Here is a 17,541-nt window from a genome sequence, read left to right on the forward strand (position 1 = left end):
CCGATGACTCCGATTCTTGTTTTTGACATCGAGACAATTCCCGATGTCGACGGCATTCGCCGTCTCGAAGACCTGCCCGCGACGCTCGACGATGCCGCAGTGGCCGAACATGCGTTCGCCGCCCGCCGCGAGAAGACCGGCAGCGATTTCCTGCCGCATCACCTGCAGCGCATCGCGGCGATTTCGTGCGTGTTCCGCGACAACAACGGTTTTCGCGTGCGCTCGCTCGGCACACCGCAGGACAACGAGGCGACGCTGATTCAGTCGTTCTATCGCGTGATCGAGAAATACACGCCGCAGCTCGTGTCGTGGAACGGCGGCGGCTTCGATTTGCCGGTGCTCCATTACCGCGCGCTCGTGCACGGCATTCCCGCATCGCGCTACTGGGATCTCGGCGAGGACGACCGCGATTTCAAGTGGAACAACTACATTTCGCGCTACCACTCGCGCCATACCGACCTGATGGATGTGCTCGCGATGTATCAGGCGCGTGCGAACGCGCCGCTCGACGCGCTCGCGAAGATGTGCGGCTTTCCGGGCAAGCTCGGAATGGACGGCAGCCAGGTGTGGCCGGCGTTCCAGGCCGGGCGGATCGAGGAAATCCGCAACTATTGCGAAACCGACGTCGTCAATACCTACCTGCTGTATTGCCGGTTCCAGTTGATGCGCGGCGGCCTGACGCCGAGCGAGTATGCGGACGAGATCCTGCTCGTGAGGAACTCGCTTGCGCAGGAGCCTGCGTCGCACTGGACCGAATACCTGGCCGGCTTCGACGCGTAACGCGGGTGGGGTGCGCAGCAGCGGGTGCGCTCAGGAGAGTTCGAGCAGCACCGGCTGGTGATCCGACGCGCGCACATCGCCGTCGATCTCGCAGCGCGTGACGCGCGGCAGCAGCGTATCGGTCACGAACACGAAGTCGCACGTGAGCGGCCCCTCCGACCATTGCACTGTATCGTAGAGGCCGGCCGTCGGCGGGGGCGTGCGGCCAGGGTGCCGTGCGATCCACGCGTCGATGAAGCGCGGCGCGTCTGGGATCGGCTCCAGGAATCGGCGATAGGCATCGCTGCCGAACGCGCTGTTGAAATCGCCGCAGACGATTGCATCGCCCGGCTGGCCGGTCGCGCTGAATGGCCCCTCGGCGGTTTCGGCGGGCGCCGGTTGTGCCGTGTGCGCGCAGGCCTCGCGGTGCCGGTCACGCAGCGCGTCGACCTGAGCGAGCCGCTGGCGCGCCGAATAGTATTCCAGATGCGTGGTGACCACCCGCAGTGGCCCGAAGGGCGCCTGCAACTCGACATCGAGCGCAACGCGCGGCATCGACGGCGCGCCGGCGTCGGCTGGCCAAGGCAGCAACTGGCGGAGCACGCGCCCGACCGGTAGCCGGGTCGCGATCGCGTTGCCGAACTGGCGGCGCGGTGCGCCGGCTTCGATGGCTGGCAGGTCGGCGCCGATCGCCTCGATGATCGTATGGCCGGGCAGCAGCGCCGCGAGTTCGGCGAACTGGTCGGCGCCGGGCCGGCCGGGCAGGGCGCCGAAGCCGCGCGCAACCTCCTGAAGGCACAGCACGTCGAAGTCGCCGAGTTCGCGGATTGCCGCGACGGTGCGCGAAAGATCGACGCTGCCGTCTGCGTCCCGACCCCATTGGATGTTCCAGTCGATCAGTCGCATGGTCGAATCTCCTGTCGGGCGAATTTCGGGCCGAGGGCCGCGTCCGATCGGCCTGTCGATCGGCACCTGGTCGTGGTGCTTCCGGGCCGCCTGCCTCGCGGCTCCGGCGCGATGCCGGACCGTCTATGCTCAAGTATCGACGCTTGCGTCATGCAAAGCGGGCGATACGGGCCTTCGTCGTCTACAATCTCGCCTTCTTCAACGTTTGTCAGGAAAAGCTGGTGTCCGAAGCCGTCCCCACTTCTGCGCGCAAATCTAGAAATGCGCCCGTCGCGCCCGGAATTGCCCCGGTTCTCGAGATCGAATCGCTCGACATGGAAGCGCGCGGTGTCGGCCGCACGATGACCGAGGACGGCGAGCCGGGCAAGGTCATCTTCGTCGAGGGTGCGTTGCCGGGCGAGCGCGTGACCTACTCGAGCTTCCGTCGCAAGCCGAGCTACGAGCAGGCGACGGTTGTCGACATTCTGCGCCCGAGCGTGATGCGCACGAAGCCGAAATGCGCGTTCTTCGGCACCTGCGGCGGCTGCTCGATGCAGCATCTCGACATGCGTGCGCAGGTGGCGGTCAAGCAGCGCGTGCTCGAAGACAACCTGTGGCACCTGGCGAAGCTGCGCGCGGAAACGATGTTCGCGCCGATCCACGGCCCGTCCTGGGGCTATCGCTACCGCGCACGCCTGACTGTGCGCAACGTCGCGAAGAAGGGCGGCGTGCTGGTCGGCTTCCATGAGAAGAAGAGCAGCTACGTCGCCGACATGACGAGCTGCGAAGTGCTGCCGCCGCACGTGTCCGCAATGCTCGTGCCGCTGCGCCGGCTGGTCGAGGGGCTGTCGATCCGCGATCGGATGCCGCAGATCGAGCTCGCGGTCGGCTCGGAAGTCACGGCGCTCGTGCTGCGCGTCCTGGAGCCGATCAACGCGGACGACGAAGCGTTGTTGCGCGCGTTCGCGGACGAGCACAAGGTGCAGTTCTGGCTGCAGCCGAAAGGGCCGGACACGGTAACGCCGTTCTATCCGCTCGACGTGTCGCTCGACTACACGTTGCCGGAATTCGGCATCCGCATGCCGTTCAAGCCGACCGACTTCACGCAGGTCAACCATCAGATCAACCGTGTGCTGGTGGGCCGCGCGCTGCGTCTGCTCGCGCCGTCGCGCGACGACCGCGTGCTCGACCTGTTCTGCGGAATCGGCAACTTCACGCTGCCGCTCGCGCGGCTGTCGCGCGAGGTGATGGGCATCGAAGGCAGCGATACGCTGACGACACGCGCGCTGGCGAACGCCCGCGAGAACGGTGTCGACGGCCATACGACGTTCGCGTGCCGTAACCTGTTCGAAGTGACGGGCGATGACATCCGCGCGCTCGGCGCATTCGACAAGTTCCTGATCGACCCGCCGCGCGAAGGCGCGCTCGCGGTGTCGAAGGCGCTGGCCGAGATCGCGCAGAGCGGTGAAGGTCCGCTGCCGAAGCGCATCGTCTACGTGTCGTGCAACCCGTCGACGCTGGCGCGCGACGCGGGCCTGCTCGTGCACGAGGCGGGCTACCGCCTGAAGGGCGCCGGTGTCGTGAACATGTTCCCGAATACGTCGCACGTCGAATCGATCGCGCTGTTCGAGCGCGACTGAGCCGGGCGGCGGACGTAAAAAAACCGGCCCGCGGGCCGGTTTTTTTCATGGTGTGCAGCAAACGTCAGTTGCGGTTGCCGCCGAAGATGCCGAGCAGCGCGAGCAGGTTCGTGAACACGTTGTACAGGTCGAGGTAGATCGCGAGCGTGGCCGAGATGTAGTTCGTCTCGCCGCCGTTCACGACGCGCTGGACGTCGAACAGCATGTATGCGGAGAAGATCGCGATCGCGAGTACCGACACGGTGAGCATCAGGGCCGGGAGTTGCAGGAAGATGTTCGCGACCGAGGCGAGCAGGATCACGATCACGCCCATGAACAGCCACTTGCCGAGCCCCGAGAAGTCGCGCTTGCTGACGGTGGCGATCGTCGCCATCGCGGCGAAGATGATGCCGGTGCCGCCGAACGCAAGCATGATCAGCGACGGGCCGTTCGAGAAGCCGAGGATGAAGCTCAGCAGCCGTGACAGCATCAGGCCCATGAAGAACGTGAAGCCGAGCAGCACGAACACGCCGGCCGCGCTGTTTTTCGTCCGCTCGATCGCGAACATGAAGCCGAACGCGATCGCGAAGAACGCGAGCAGGCTCATCATCGGGCTCGTGGCCGCGAACAGCGAGAAGCCCGTCGCGACGCCGACCCAGGCGCCCAGCACGGTCGGCACCATCGACAGCGCGAGCAGCCAGTACGTGTTTCGCAGCACGCGGTTGCGAACTTCGGCGGTGCTGACGGAACCGCCGCGGCCGAAATTGTACGGATAGTCGTTCATGGTTTCTCCTAACATTGAACGCATGGGCGTCCGGGGCCGGTTCGGCGCGCGCGATGTGCGGCGCAGCAAACCGGGGCAGCTATGGCTAAGATACGTTCCGTGCCGAGAGGTTTCAATGGCCGGGCGGCACTAAAACATATGGATTCTGAACCTTTCACGTGTGTAAGGGTTCAATCGCAATGATACACGGGATCGTGCTACAATAGCGGATTCATTTGAACCTGTAACTTCTTAATTTTTTGGAGTTTTTATGGCAATCGAGCGCACCCTGTCGATCATCAAGCCGGATGCGGTGGCAAAGAACGTGATCGGCCAGATCTACAGCCGTTTCGAAGGCGCCGGCCTGAAGATCGTCGCATCGCGCATGGCTCACCTGTCGCGTGCTGACGCAGAGAAGTTCTATGCGGTTCACGCAGCACGTCCGTTCTTCAAGGACCTCGTCGATTTCATGATCTCGGGCCCGGTGATGATCCAGGTTCTGGAAGGTGAAGGCGCGATCCTGAAGAACCGCGACCTGATGGGCGCAACGGATCCGAAGAAGGCGGAAAAGGGCACGATCCGCGCCGATTTCGCCGACAGCATCGACGCGAACGCCGTGCACGGCTCGGACGCTGCCGAAACGGCCGCGGTCGAAATCGCGTTCTTCTTCCCGGAAATGAACGTTTACTCGCGCTAAGCCCTGGCTGGCAGCAAGTAGGCAGGATTCAGCGCACGCGGCAAGGCAGCACATCATGACGAGCGAAACTTCCGTCAATCTTCTCGACTTCGACGCCGAGGGTCTTGTCGCGTACTGCGGCAGCCTTGGCGAGAAGCCGTTCCGCGCCAAGCAGTTGCAGCGCTGGATCCACCAGTACAACGCTGGCGACTTCGACGGCATGACCGATCTCGCGAAGTCCTTGAGGGAAAAGCTCAAGGGCCGCGCGTCGATCGGCATGCCCGAGATTGCCAGCGATCACGTTTCCACCGACGGCACGCGCAAGTGGCTGATCGACGTCGGAAACGGCAATGCGGTCGAAACCGTGTTCATCCCGGAAGAGACGCGCGGCACGCTGTGCGTGTCGTCGCAGGCCGGGTGTGCGGTCAACTGCCGCTTCTGTTCGACGGGCAAGCAGGGCTTTTCCCGCAACCTGTCGACAGCCGAAATCATCGGCCAGCTACGGATGGCCGAATTTGCATTGCGAGCGTCACTGGGCCGCGCGCCCGGCCCGAACGGTAAGGCTGAGCGGGTCGTCACCAACGTGGTGATGATGGGCATGGGCGAGCCGCTGCTGAATTACAGCGCGGTCGTGCCGGCGATGCGGCTGATGCTCGACGACAACGCGTACGGCCTGTCGCGCCGCCGCGTCACGCTGTCGACGTCCGGCGTGGTGCCGATGATGGACCGCCTCGGCGCCGAACTGCCGGTGGCGCTGGCCGTTTCGCTGCATGCGCCGAACGATCCGCTGCGCGACGAGCTGGTGCCGCTCAACAAGAAGTATCCGCTGCGCGAGCTGATGGCGGCTTGCCAGCGTTATCTGAAAGTCGCGCCGCGCGACTTCATCACTTTCGAATACTGCATGCTGGACGGTGTCAACGACACCGAAGCGCATGCACGCGAACTGCTGGCCGTCACACGCGACGTGCCGTGCAAGTTCAATCTGATCCCGTTCAATCCGTTTCCGGAATCGGGCCTCATCCGCTCGAAGCCGGAGCAGATCAAGCGCTTTGCACAGATTCTCATCGACGCGGGAGTCGTCACGACCGTGCGCAAGACGCGCGGCGACGATATCGATGCCGCGTGCGGCCAGCTGGCCGGCGCAGTAAAGGATCGCACGCGCCTCGCGGAACGTACGGGCGCAGCAGGAAAAATCATCGAAGTTCGGGCGATTTGACAGGGGCGCCCGGCCGGGGATGCCAGGGCCTTTGAGCGGTACAACACGCGAACAGCGATCGGTCGCGGCGCCTCGGCGTCGCGCATGGTATGGACAGTTGCGGGTGCCGGCCGGCGGGAGCCGGCGGCGGCCGCCAGTGAAGAAGAATCGACGCGAGGACAAGGATGAGTGAGCCGCAGCCGTCTAACGGCGCAGAGACGAATGGCGCGAAGCCGGCACCGGCAGGGTTGGAATCGCTTGCGGCAGTCGGTAGCCGACTGGCGCAGCTTCGGGAAACGAGAGGTTGGACCGTCGACGACGTGTCGGCGCGACTCAAGGTCGCACCGCAGAAGCTTCGGGCGCTCGAGGCTGGCGACATCAGCCATTTGCCCGGCGTGACGTTCGCGCTTGGTGTCGTGCGCAGCTACGCGAAGATGCTCGGCGTCGATCCGGAACCGTTCGCGCAGGCGTTGCGCCGCGAGCGCGGGGTGCCGGAAGTCGACCTGTCGATGCCTGCGTCGTCGGGGACGGATCTGCCGCGCGGCCGCGTGTCGATTCCGCTGGGCGGATCGTCGCGCCATCACCCGTGGCTGTGGGGCACGGGGATCGTCGTCGTCGCCGTGGTGGCAGTACTGATGTGGCACACTGGCGGCGATTCGTCGAGCCTGCTCGCGCGCTTCAAGAGCGGCGACGCGGAGCATGCGTCGGCCGCGAGCGTGCCGGCGGCGGCATCGCTGTCATCCGCCGAAGAGGCGGCCTCGAGCGGGGCATCTGCCGTGGTCGCGAATGAGGTTCCGGCCTCGGCTGTTGTGTCGGCAGCCCCGGCGCCGGCCGTTGCGCCGGCTGTTCCGGCGCCTGCGCCCGTGGCGCCGGTCGTGACGGCAGCCGCTTCACAGCCCGTCGCGGCAACGACGGCCGCAAGTGCCGCCGCGCCGGCGAGCGTCGTGGTCGCTGCCGGCCAGTCGATGGTGGAGCTGAAGGTGAAGCAGGACAGCTGGTTCAGCGTGCGCGACAAGAGCGGCAAGGAGCTGTTCTCCGGGCTGGTGCACGGCGGCGAGGCGAAGCAGGTCGCCGGCGACGGCCCGTTCAAGGTCACGATCGGCAACAAGGCGGGCCTCGACGCAATCGCGTTCGACGGGAAACCTGTCGATCCGGCAAAATATTCGGCAGCGCGGGGTAATGTGGCGCGGTTCACGTTGCCCTGACGTCAAGCGCCGTGGCGAAGGCCTGTCGTCGATATCGACAGGCCGTGAGGGCATGGCGCTTTTTCAATTCATGCGCCGCGTCGCGGCGCATTCCGCGTAAATGGATCTATCGATGCAATCCGAAGCTCAATCCCCACGCAGCAGTCAGATTTGTTCAACCGAGCCGGTGTTCGGCGGGCATCAGCCGCGCCGTGTATCGCATGCGGTGGATGTCCGCTGGGGCGGGCAGCTCGTGACGATCGGCGGCGACGCGCCGGTGCGCGTGCAGTCGATGACGAATACCGATACGGCTGACGCGATCGGCACGGCAATCCAGATCAAGGAACTCGCGAACGCGGGCTCCGAACTGGTGCGCATCACGGTCAACACGCCCGAGGCCGCGGCTGCCGTGCCGGCAATCCGCGAGCAGCTCGACCGCATGGGCGTGACCGTGCCGCTCGTCGGCGATTTCCACTACAACGGCCACCTGCTGCTGCGTGACTACCCGGGCTGCGCCGAGTCGCTGTCGAAGTACCGGATCAACCCGGGCAACGTCGGTCAGGGTGCGAAGCGCGATACGCAGTTCGCGCAGATGATCGAGGCTGCGGCCAAGTACGACAAGCCGGTGCGGATCGGCGTGAACTGGGGCAGTCTCGACCAGGACCTGCTCGCGCGCATGATGGACGAGAACGGTGCGCGTTCGCAGCCGTGGGATGCGCAGAGCGTGATGTACGAGGCGTTGATCCAGTCGGCGATCGGCTCGGCAGAGCGTGCGGTCGAACTGGGCCTCGGCCGCGACCGCATCGTTCTGTCGTGCAAGGTCAGCGGCGTGCAGGACCTGATCGCCGTGTACCGCGAGCTTGGCCGCCGCTGCGGCTTCGCGCTGCACCTCGGGCTGACCGAGGCCGGCATGGGTTCGAAGGGCATCGTCGCGTCGACGGCTGCACTCGGCGTGCTGCTGCAGGAAGGGATCGGCGACACGATCCGCATCTCGCTGACGCCGGAACCGGGCGCGTCGCGCACGGGCGAAGTGATCGTCGGCCAGGAAATCCTGCAGACGATGGGCCTGCGTTCGTTCGCACCGATGGTGATCGCGTGCCCGGGCTGCGGCCGTACGACGAGCACGCTGTTCCAGGAACTCGCGATGCAGATCCAGACCTACCTGCGCGAACAGATGCCTGTCTGGCGCAAGGAGTATCCGGGCGTCGAGAAAATGAACGTCGCGGTGATGGGCTGCATCGTCAACGGCCCGGGCGAATCGAAGCACGCGAACATCGGCATCAGCCTGCCGGGCTCTGGCGAGAACCCGGCCGCGCCTGTCTTCATCGACGGCGAGAAGGTCAAGACGCTGCGAGGCGAGCGGATCGCCGAGGAATTCCAGCAGATCGTCAGCGACTACGTCGCACGCAATTACGGCCGCGCTGAGGCCACGAACTAATTCGTCCACACACACGATGACTGAACAAAAACGCAAGATCGAGAAGCTCACCGGCGTCAAGGGCATGAACGACATCCTCCCGCAGGATGCCGGCCTTTGGGAGTTCTTCGAAGCTACGGTGAAATCGCTGCTGCGCGCATACGGTTACCAGAACATCCGCACGCCGATCGTCGAGCACACGCAGCTCTTCACGCGCGGCATCGGTGAGGTCACCGACATCGTCGAAAAAGAGATGTACAGCTTCACCGACGCGCTGAACGGTGAAAACCTGACGATGCGCCCTGAAAATACCGCGGCCGTCGTGCGTGCGTCGATCGAGCACAACATGCTGTACGACGGCCCGAAGCGCCTGTGGTACATCGGCCCGATGTTCCGTCACGAGCGTCCGCAGCGAGGCCGCTATCGCCAGTTCCACCAGGTCGGCGTCGAGGCGCTCGGCTTCGCGGGTCCTGATGCGGATGCCGAGATCATCATGATGTGCCAGCGCCTGTGGGACGACCTCGGCCTGACCGGCATCAAGCTCGAGATCAACTCGCTCGGCCTCGCCGAGGAGCGCGCCGCGCATCGCGTCGAGTTGATCAAGTACCTCGAGCAGTTCGCCGACGTGCTCGACGAGGATGCAAAGCGCCGCCTGTATACGAACCCGCTGCGCGTGCTCGACACGAAGAACCCCGCGTTGCAGGAAATCGCGCAGAACGCGCCGAAGCTGATCGACTTCCTCGGCGACGAATCGCGTGCGCACTTCGAAGGGCTGCAGCGCCTGCTGCTCGCGAACAACATTCCGTTCAAGATCAACCCGCGTCTCGTGCGTGGTCTGGACTACTACAACCTGACCGTGTTCGAGTGGGTGACCGACAAGCTCGGCGCGCAGGGCACGGTCGCGGCCGGTGGTCGCTACGATCCGCTGATCGAGCAGCTCGGCGGCAAGCCGACCGCCGCGTGCGGCTGGGCGATGGGCATCGAGCGGATCCTCGAACTGCTGAAGGAAGAGGATCTCGCACCCGAGCAGGAGGGCGTCGACGTATACGTCGTGCACCAGGGCGAGGCCGCGCGCGAACAGGCGTTCATCGCGGCCGAGCGTCTGCGCGACACCGGCCTCGACGTGATCTTCCACTGCAGCGCCGACGGTGCGCCGGCGAGCTTCAAGTCGCAAATGAAACGGGCCGACGCAAGCGGCGCCGCGTTTGCGGTGATCTTCGGTGAAGAAGAGGTCGCGAACGGCACGGCGGGCGTGAAAGCGCTGCGCGGTGCGGGCGGAGACGGGGAAAAGAACGTTCAGCAGACCGTACCGGTCGAAGGCTTGACCGAATTCCTAATCAATGCGATGGTTGCATCCGCCGAAGACGGCGACGACTGATCGCGCTGACATCCGCTCGACAAAAAAGCCTGAACAGGAAGGAATCGCTCGCCGATGAGTTATCACGACGAACAAGAATCGATTGAAAGCCTCAAGGCGTGGTGGGCCCGCTGGGGCAACCTCACCACGTGGATCGTGCTCGCGGCGCTCGTCGTCGCGGCCGGTTTCAACGGATGGAACTACTGGCAGCGCCGTCAGGCTGCCGAGGCGTCCGGGCTGTACGAACAGGTCCAGAAGGCTGCCGCCGCGAACGACAAGGCGACGATGGCGCGCGCGGCCGCCGACATGGAAGACAAGTTCGGCAGCACGCCGTATGCGCAGATGACGGCGCTTTCCGCTGCAAAGACGCTGTACGCAGCCGGCGACTCGGCCGGTGCGAAGGCGCAGCTGCAATGGGCCGTCGATCACGCCAAGGATGACGAGTACAAGCAGATCGCGAAGCTGCGTCTCGCGTCGCTGCTGCTCGACGAGAAGGCGTACGATGCGGGCCTTGCGCTGCTGTCGGGTACGCCGGTCGATGCATTCAAGGGCCTCGTGGCCGATCGCCGTGGCGATCTGCTTGCCGCGCAAGGCAAGACCGACGATGCGCGCGCGGCTTACAAGCTCGCGCTCGACGGCCTGTCGAAGGACGACCAGTCTGCGCGTCAGCTCGTGCAGTTCAAGCTGGACGCGCTCGGCGGCTGAACCCCGGTCCCCTCAACCTCTTAACTCTGCTTCGCTAACCGATGAATTTGCTGAAACGTTACGCTGTGCCCGTTGCCTGCGCGGCGGCTGTCCTCGCACTGGCGGCCTGCTCGTCGTCGAAGGACGCGCGCCGCGTGCCGACGCCGCTCACCGAGTTCAAGCCCGTGATGGACGTGCAACAGGTCTGGAAGGCGAGCGTCGGCAAGGGCGGGCGCTACCTGTTCTCGCCGGTGGCCGTGGGCGACGCCGTCTATGCAGCGGGCGAAAACGGTTCGGTCGAGAAGATCGACGCGAAGACGGGCCAGACACTCTGGCGCACGAAGGTCGGCTCCGACCTGTCGGCCGGTGTCGGCAGCGACGGCAACCTGACCGCGGTCGGCGCGCTGAAGGGCGGCGTGTTCGTGCTGGGTCCGGACGGCAAGCAACTGTGGAAGGCCAGCGTGCAGGGCGAGATCTTCTCGCCGCCGCTCGTGGGCAACGGCCTTGTGGTCGTCCGCACGATCGACGGCCAGGTGATCGCGTTCAACGCGCAGACGGGCGAGCAGAAGTGGAACTACCGCAACCGCGCGGTGCCGCTGAACCTGCGCGTGTCGGCCGGCATGACGTTCGCAGGTGACGCGGCGGTACTGGCGGGCTTCCCCGGCGGCGGGCTGGTCGCAATCAACCTGCAGACGGGCGAGCCGTTCTGGCAGACGCCGGTGTCGTTCCCGAAGGGCGTGACCGAGGTCGAGCGCATCAACGACGTCAGCGGCGCGCCGACGCTCGTGGGCGCGGAAGCCTGCGCGGTGACGTTCCAGGGGCAGCTCGGCTGCTTCGATGCAAACTCGGGGCGCCCGCTGTGGGAAAAGCCGTTCTCGAGCCGCAGCGGTCTCGCGCAGGACGATTCGGTCGTCGCCGGCGGCGACGACTGGTCGGTCGTGACGGCGTACGACGCCGCCTCGGGCAACCAGCTGTGGCGCAACGACAAGCTGAAGAGCCGTGACGTCGGTGTGCCGTATCTGCTCGGGCATGCGGTCGTGATGGGCGATTACCAGGGCTTCGTGCACTTCCTGTCGCGCGAAGACGGCAGCTTCATCGCACGGATGAAGACCGACGGCAGCGCGATTGCGGCGGCGCCGGTCCTCGCGGGCAATACGCTCGTCGTACAGACGAAGGACGGCGGCCTGTACGGGTTCCGTCCGCGCTGACGCGCAGGAAGCATGCGCGGCCGCGGCGCGGCGGGCCTGTCCCGCTCGCCCCGGACGCGCGACATGAAGGCGGCCGGTGTTCCCGGCCGCTCGGTATTTGAAAGGCAGTTCGAGACGAAAGACGACGGCGCGCAACGCGCGCCCGGCGCGCGCATCCGGCGCTGCGAGAATTCGTGATATTTTCATTCAGCGCAGCCGCCCGCAGCAGCGGGCCTCCCGCTGCTGCGCTTCACCGTAGAAAACACAGATGAAACCGGTCATTGCCCTAGTTGGGCGCCCCAATGTGGGGAAATCCACGCTGTTCAACCGGCTCACGCGCTCGCGCGATGCGCTGGTTGCCGACTTGCCGGGCCTGACGCGCGATCGCCATTACGGCGAAGGGCGCGTCGGCGAGCGGCCGTACCTGGTCGTCGACACGGGCGGCTTCGAACCCGTCGCGAAGGACGGCATCCTGCACGAGATGGCACGCCAGACGCGGCAGGCCGTCGAGGAAGCCGATGTCGTCGTGTTCATCGTCGACGGCCGCAACGGGCTCGCGCCGCAGGACAAGTCGATCGCCGACTACCTGCGCAAGACCGGTCGGCCGATCTTCCTCGTCGTCAACAAGGCCGAGGGGATGAAGTACACGGCGGTCGCGACCGACTTCTACGAGCTCGGGCTCGGCGATCCGCGCGCGATCTCGGCCGCGCACGGCGACGGCGTGACCGACATGATCAACGAGGCGCTGGAAGTCGCGTACGCGGACCAGCCGGAAGAGGAAGACGACAACGATCCGTCGCGCGGCATCAAGATCGCGATCGTCGGCCGTCCGAACGTCGGCAAGTCGACGCTCGTGAACGCGCTGATCGGCGAGGATCGCGTGATCGCGTTCGACATGCCGGGCACGACGCGCGATTCGATCTACGTCGACTTCGAGCGTAACGGCAAGAAATACACGCTGATCGACACGGCCGGCCTGCGGCGCCGCGGCAAGGTGTTCGAGGCAATCGAGAAGTTCTCGGTCGTGAAGACGCTGCAGTCGATCTCCGACGCGAACGTCGTCATTCTTCTGCTGGATGCGCAGCAGGACATCTCCGACCAGGACGCGCACATCGCCGGCTTCGTCGTCGAGCAGGGCCGTGCGCTCGTGATCGGCGTCAACAAGTGGGACGGGCTCGACGACCACGCGCGCGATCGTGCGAAAGCGGATTTGACCCGCAAGCTGAAATTCCTCGACTTCGCGAAATCGCACTTCATTTCGGCCGCGAAGAAGACGGGCATCGGCACCCTGATGCGCTCGGTCGACGACGCGTACGCGGCGGCGATGGCGAAGCTGCCGACGCCGAAGCTCACGCGCGCGCTGATCGAGGCCGTCGAGTTTCAGCAGCCGCGCCGTCGCGGCCCGGTGCGTCCGAAGCTGCGCTACGCGCACCAAGGCGGCCAGAATCCGCCGATCATCGTCATCCACGGCAACGCGCTCGATGCCGTGACGGAAACGTACAAGCGCTACCTGGAAAACCGGTTCCGCGAAACTTTCTCACTGACAGGGACTCCATTGCGCATAGAGTTCCGTTCGTCGAACAATCCGTACGCGGACAAGAGCTGAAGACGTCTGTTACACGCGTCACGCAAGGGGTTGGCCGCAAGGCCTATGCCCCGGGCGGGCCAGGCAAAATCGGCTATAGTGTAGCGATTGGCGCCGGATCTCTTTTTCTTCGCCGCCAATCCAGATCAACCTGCAAAAAAAGATGGAGTACGCCATGAGCAACAAAGGGCAATTGTTACAAGACCCGTTTTTGAACGCACTGCGCAAAGAGCACGTTCCCGTTTCGATCTACCTCGTCAACGGCATCAAGCTTCAAGGGAACATTGAATCGTTCGACCAGTACGTCGTGTTGCTCCGTAATACGGTGACCCAGATGGTGTACAAGCACGCCATCTCGACGGTCGTGCCGGCGCGCCCGGTGAATTTCCACCCGGACGCGGAAGCCTCGTCCTAACCTATCGCAGCGGCCGGCATCCGGTCGCCGCGAGCGACCGATGCCAGCCGCCTTATCTTGACACCTGAAAATTTGATCAACGCAGCGCTCGTCGGCATCGATTTCGGCAAGACCGATTTCGAAGCCAGCCTCGAAGAACTCAGTCTTCTTGCCTCCAGCGCGGGGGCCCGTCCCGCAGTCACCCTCACGGGTCGTCGCTCCAGTCCCGATGCCAAGATGTTCATCGGCAGTGGCAAAGCCGAAGAACTCCGGCTCGCCTGCGACGCACACAACGTCGAAATCGTCATCTTCAACCATGCACTGGCGCCAGCCCAGCAACGTAATCTGGAGCAGGCACTTAACCGGCGTGTGGTCGATCGCACCAGCCTCATCCTCGACATCTTTGCACAGCGCGCCCGCAGCCACGAAGGCAAGCTGCAGGTCGAACTCGCGCAGCTTCAGTATCTGTCGACGCGGCTCATTCGCGCGTGGACCCACCTTGAGCGGCAGAAGGGCGGTATCGGCCTGCGCGGCCCCGGTGAAACCCAGCTCGAAACCGACCGCCGGCTCATCGGCGAACGCATCAAGATGCTGAAGTCGAGGCTCGACCGGTTGCGCCGGCAACACAGCACGCAACGCCGCCAGCGCGCGCGTAGCGGCACGATGTCGGTGTCGCTCGTCGGCTATACGAACGCGGGCAAGTCGACGCTGTTCAACGCGCTGACGAAAGCGCAGGCCTACGCGGCCGACCAGCTGTTCGCCACGCTCGATACGACGTCGCGGCGCGTGTACCTCGGCGACGAGGTCGGCCAGATCGTCGTGTCGGATACGGTCGGGTTCATCCGCGAGTTGCCTCACCAACTGGTCGCGGCATTCCGCGCGACGCTCGAGGAAACGATCCACGCGGATCTGCTGCTGCACGTGGTCGATGCGTCGAGCGCGGTCAGGCTTGAACAGATCGAGCAGGTCAATGGTGTGCTGCACGAGATCGGCGCGGACACGATCCGGCAGGTGCTGGTGTTCAACAAGATTGATGCCGTGCCTGAGCTGGCGGCCCGCGGCGACGCGGTCGAGCGGGACGAGTATGGTAATATTTCGCGCGTCTTTTTGAGCGCGCGCACCGGTCAGGGTCTTGACGCGTTGCGTGCCGCCATCGCCGAAATCGCCTCCGCGGAACACCTTTCCAGCGCGACGTTACCCAACGGCGTGCTCGACGGCGCCCCCGCTGAACCACACGAAGACCGCACGATTTCCGAACACGGGCGCTAACCGGTCCCGGCCGGTTCGCCGGCGTCTAATCTGGTGAACAAACTCTGGTGAACGAATACAACGAGCGGAGTACCTGGCGGCGGATGCGCGCCTTGCTGTCGATCAACGATCCCCGCTGGGGACGCGGCGAAAGCAATGGCAAAGATGGATCCCGTCCCCGTCCGAACGAATCGAAGCGTCCGCAAGGCGGCGACGGCGATGGTCCGCCCGATCTCGACGAGATGTGGCGCAACTTCAACCGGCGCCTGAACGGCCTGTTCGGCGGCAAGGGCGGCAACGGTTTCCGTCCTGACAACGGGCGAGCCGCGCGAGTCGGCGTCGGCATCGTGATCGGCGTGCTGGTCGCGGTCTACGCGGGCAGCGGGCTGTTCGTCGTACAGGAAGGGCAGACGGGCGTCGTGCTGCAGCTCGGCAAGCTGTCGGGCACGGTCGGCCAGGGCGTGCACTGGCGCGCGCCGTATCCGTTCGCTTCGCACGAGATCGTCGATACGTCGCAGGTCCGCTCGATCGAGATCGGCCGCAACAACGTCGTGCGTCTCGCGAACGTGAAGGAAGCGTCGATGCTGACGCGCGATGCCGATATCGTCGACGTGCGCTTCATCGTCCAGTACCGGATCCGTTCCGCGACCGATTACCTGTTCCGCAGTGTCGATCCCGAGCGCAGCGTCTCGCAGGCCGCCCAGGCCGCGGTACGTGCGATCGTCGGCACGCGCAGCGCAGCCGACGTGCTGAACCAGGACCGCGACGCGCTGCGCGAGCAGCTCACCGCCGCGATCCAGCGCGATCTCGATCGCTACCAGTCCGGGCTCGAGGTGACGGCCGTCACGATGCAGAGCGTTGCGGCGCCGGAGCAGACGCAGGCCGCCTATGGTGAAGTCGCGAAGGCGCGCGACGAGCGCGAGGCCGCGAAGCGCGCGGCGCAGGCGTACGCAAACGACCTGCTGCCGAAGGCGCAGGGCGATGCGGCGAAGCTCGTCGACGAAGCGAAGGCGTATGCCGATCGCGTGGTCACGGAAGCCGAAGGCGATGCCGATCGCTTCAAGCAGGTCTATGCGCAGTACTCGAAGGCGCCCGCGGTGATTCGCGAGCGGATGTATCTCGAGACGATGCAGGAAATCTATTCGAACGCGACGAAGGTGTTCGTCGGCAACAAGGGCGGCAACAGCGTCGTGTACCTGCCGCTCGACAAGCTCGTCGAGCAGGGGCGACAAAACGCCGCGGCGTCCACCGGCGCATCCGCGCCCGATGCCGCGTCGGCACCGGCGGCTGTCGCGCCGGCTGCAGCGGCACCTGCGAGTGCGGCGTCGGCCGCGGGGGCGTCGGGCAACGACGTGCTGCGATCGCGCGAGGCGTTTCGCAGCCGGTCGCGCGAAGACGATCTGAAGTAACGGGGAGCGCAGAACATGAACCGAATCATTGCGCTCGTCGTCGCAATCGTGATCGTTGCCTTCGCGGCATCGTCGACAGTCCTTACCGTCGATCCGCGCCACGCGGCCGTGCTGTCGGGGCGCGATGGCGCGCAACCCGAGCTGGCTGGCCCGGGCATCCATTTCAAATTGCCGCCGCCGCTGCAGACGGCCACGCTGATCGACACGCGCCTGCAATCGCTCGAGTCGTCGGATCCGCTGCAACTGGCAACGGAAGACAAGCACGACCTGCTCGTCGCTTACGCGGTGAAGTACCGGATCAGCGATCCGATGAAGTATTTCACGACGACGGGCGGCGACCCGTCGGCAGCCGGCGACCGCCTCGCCGGCGCGCTGAAGAGCGCACTCGGTGACGCGTTCGGCAAGCGCGCGCTCGACGACGCGCTTGGCGGCCAGCGTGAGATCGCCGATGCGGCGCGCGACGAAGTGAAGGCGAAGGTGTCCGGCTTCGGCGTCGACGTGGTCGACGTCCAACTGACGCGCGTCGACTTGCCGGCCGCTCAGACCGACGCCGTCTATCAGCGGATGATCGGCGCGCTGCGCGATCAGGCGGCGCAGGTGCGTGCGCAAGGCGCGGCCGACGTCGAGCAGATCAGGGCGGACGCCGAACGCGAACAGCAGGCCGTGCTCGCGAACGCGTACAAGTCTGCCCAGACGATCAAGGGCGAGGGCGACGCGAAGGCCGCGACGATTGCCGCCGATGCGTTCGGCCGCGACCCGCAGTTCTATCAGTTCTACGCGAGCCTGCAGGCGTACCGGAACACGTTCAAGCGCAACGACATCATCGTCGTCGATCCCGACAGCGAGTTCTTCCGCTTCATGCGCAGCCCGACGGGCGGTGCCGCACCGGCGGCGCCTGCTCCCCGCAAACATTGACCTTGGGGCGCCGCGTCGAGCGGCGCCGTCGCTCGCATGGACCTGGCTGGCTCGTTGTTGCTTGCAGTAGCGCTGATGCTGATCATCGAGGGGGCGTTCCCCTTCGTGTTTCCCGTTGCCTGGCGCGACACGTTTCGTAGAATAGCTGAGCGGCCGCCGCATCATATCCGGATCGGCGGGCTGATCGTGATGGTGCTCGGGCTCATACTGCTGCTGCTCGCGACCTGATCCGGACGGCGCATCCGCCGTTTGTCCCGCCCGAAT

Annotated in this window: 17 protein-coding genes; 15 read left to right on the top strand and 2 right to left on the bottom strand. The window is 65.3% G+C overall.

What is annotated here, in order from left to right; genetic code table 11:
* The first annotated feature begins 3 nt into the window (after positions 1-3).
* A complete protein-coding gene (locus HWX36_RS26005) occupies positions 4-780 on the top strand; it encodes a 3'-5' exonuclease (RefSeq protein ID WP_175956008.1) in 777 nt (258 codons plus the stop codon).
* Positions 781-810: 30 nt separating this feature from the next.
* On the opposite strand, the gene HWX36_RS26010 is transcribed toward HWX36_RS26005, so the two are convergent.
* A complete protein-coding gene (locus HWX36_RS26010) occupies positions 811-1,665 on the bottom strand; it encodes an endonuclease/exonuclease/phosphatase family protein (protein ID WP_175956010.1) in 855 nt (284 codons plus the stop codon).
* Positions 1,666-1,886: 221 nt separating this feature from the next.
* On the opposite strand from HWX36_RS26010, the gene rlmD reads away from it, so the two are divergent.
* Positions 1,887-3,284, top strand: a complete 1,398-nt coding sequence (gene rlmD, locus HWX36_RS26015) for a 23S rRNA (uracil(1939)-C(5))-methyltransferase RlmD (protein WP_175956018.1) — start codon at positions 1,887-1,889, stop codon at positions 3,282-3,284.
* A gap of 64 nt (positions 3,285-3,348) precedes the next feature.
* Here the strand turns inward: rlmD and HWX36_RS26020 are convergent, their stop codons facing one another.
* A complete protein-coding gene (locus tag HWX36_RS26020) occupies positions 3,349-4,047 on the bottom strand; it encodes a Bax inhibitor-1/YccA family protein (protein WP_006761414.1) in 699 nt (232 codons plus the stop codon).
* Positions 4,048-4,297: 250 nt separating this feature from the next.
* Here HWX36_RS26020 and ndk point away from each other — a divergent pair, with 250 nt between their 5' ends.
* The 13 genes from ndk (at position 4,298) to HWX36_RS26090 (ending at position 17,505) form a co-directional block, all read left to right on the top strand.
* Positions 4,298-4,723, top strand: coding sequence for a nucleoside-diphosphate kinase (gene ndk, locus HWX36_RS26025; RefSeq protein ID WP_006478674.1), 426 nt, complete (start codon positions 4,298-4,300; stop codon positions 4,721-4,723).
* A gap of 55 nt (positions 4,724-4,778) precedes the next feature.
* On the top strand, positions 4,779-5,918 hold the full coding sequence (gene rlmN / locus HWX36_RS26030; RefSeq protein WP_089445762.1) for a 23S rRNA (adenine(2503)-C(2))-methyltransferase RlmN: 1,140 nt from the start codon (positions 4,779-4,781) through the stop codon (positions 5,916-5,918).
* A gap of 164 nt (positions 5,919-6,082) precedes the next feature.
* Positions 6,083-7,102, top strand: a complete 1,020-nt coding sequence (locus tag HWX36_RS26035; RefSeq protein WP_175956020.1) for a helix-turn-helix domain-containing protein — start codon at positions 6,083-6,085, stop codon at positions 7,100-7,102.
* 112 nt (positions 7,103-7,214) lie between these two features.
* Positions 7,215-8,519, top strand: coding sequence for a flavodoxin-dependent (E)-4-hydroxy-3-methylbut-2-enyl-diphosphate synthase (gene ispG / locus HWX36_RS26040; protein WP_175956022.1), 1,305 nt, complete (start codon positions 7,215-7,217; stop codon positions 8,517-8,519).
* A gap of 16 nt (positions 8,520-8,535) precedes the next feature.
* Entirely contained in the window at positions 8,536-9,876 is a 1,341-nt protein-coding gene (hisS, locus tag HWX36_RS26045) for a histidine--tRNA ligase (protein WP_175956024.1), read from the top strand.
* Positions 9,877-9,930: 54 nt separating this feature from the next.
* Entirely contained in the window at positions 9,931-10,560 is a 630-nt protein-coding gene (locus HWX36_RS26050) for a tetratricopeptide repeat protein (protein ID WP_174941083.1), read from the top strand.
* Positions 10,561-10,601: 41 nt separating this feature from the next.
* Complete coding sequence (gene bamB / locus HWX36_RS26055; RefSeq protein ID WP_175956025.1) at positions 10,602-11,747, top strand: outer membrane protein assembly factor BamB; 1,146 nt, start codon at positions 10,602-10,604, stop codon at positions 11,745-11,747.
* Between the two features lie 247 nt (positions 11,748-11,994).
* A complete protein-coding gene (gene der / locus HWX36_RS26065; RefSeq protein ID WP_175956026.1) occupies positions 11,995-13,332 on the top strand; it encodes a ribosome biogenesis GTPase Der in 1,338 nt (445 codons plus the stop codon).
* A gap of 154 nt (positions 13,333-13,486) precedes the next feature.
* Positions 13,487-13,726 carry an RNA chaperone Hfq gene (gene hfq / locus HWX36_RS26070; protein WP_006399927.1) on the top strand — a complete coding sequence of 80 codons (240 nt, stop codon included), beginning with the start codon at positions 13,487-13,489 and terminating at the stop codon, positions 13,724-13,726.
* 72 nt (positions 13,727-13,798) lie between these two features.
* Positions 13,799-14,974, top strand: coding sequence for a GTPase HflX (gene hflX / locus HWX36_RS26075; RefSeq protein ID WP_175956048.1), 1,176 nt, complete (start codon positions 13,799-13,801; stop codon positions 14,972-14,974).
* Positions 14,975-15,021: 47 nt separating this feature from the next.
* Positions 15,022-16,362, top strand: coding sequence for an FtsH protease activity modulator HflK (hflK, locus tag HWX36_RS26080; RefSeq protein WP_175956027.1), 1,341 nt, complete (start codon positions 15,022-15,024; stop codon positions 16,360-16,362).
* Between the two features lie 15 nt (positions 16,363-16,377).
* Positions 16,378-17,277 carry a protease modulator HflC gene (gene hflC, locus HWX36_RS26085; protein ID WP_175956028.1) on the top strand — a complete coding sequence of 300 codons (900 nt, stop codon included), beginning with the start codon at positions 16,378-16,380 and terminating at the stop codon, positions 17,275-17,277.
* 36 nt (positions 17,278-17,313) lie between these two features.
* On the top strand, positions 17,314-17,505 hold the full coding sequence (locus HWX36_RS26090) for a DUF2065 domain-containing protein (protein ID WP_011352254.1): 192 nt from the start codon (positions 17,314-17,316) through the stop codon (positions 17,503-17,505).
* Positions 17,506-17,541 lie beyond the last annotated feature (36 nt).

It is taken from the genome of Burkholderia sp. BCC0405 (genome assembly GCF_902833075.1).
Classification (GTDB): Bacteria; Pseudomonadota; Gammaproteobacteria; order Burkholderiales; family Burkholderiaceae; genus Burkholderia.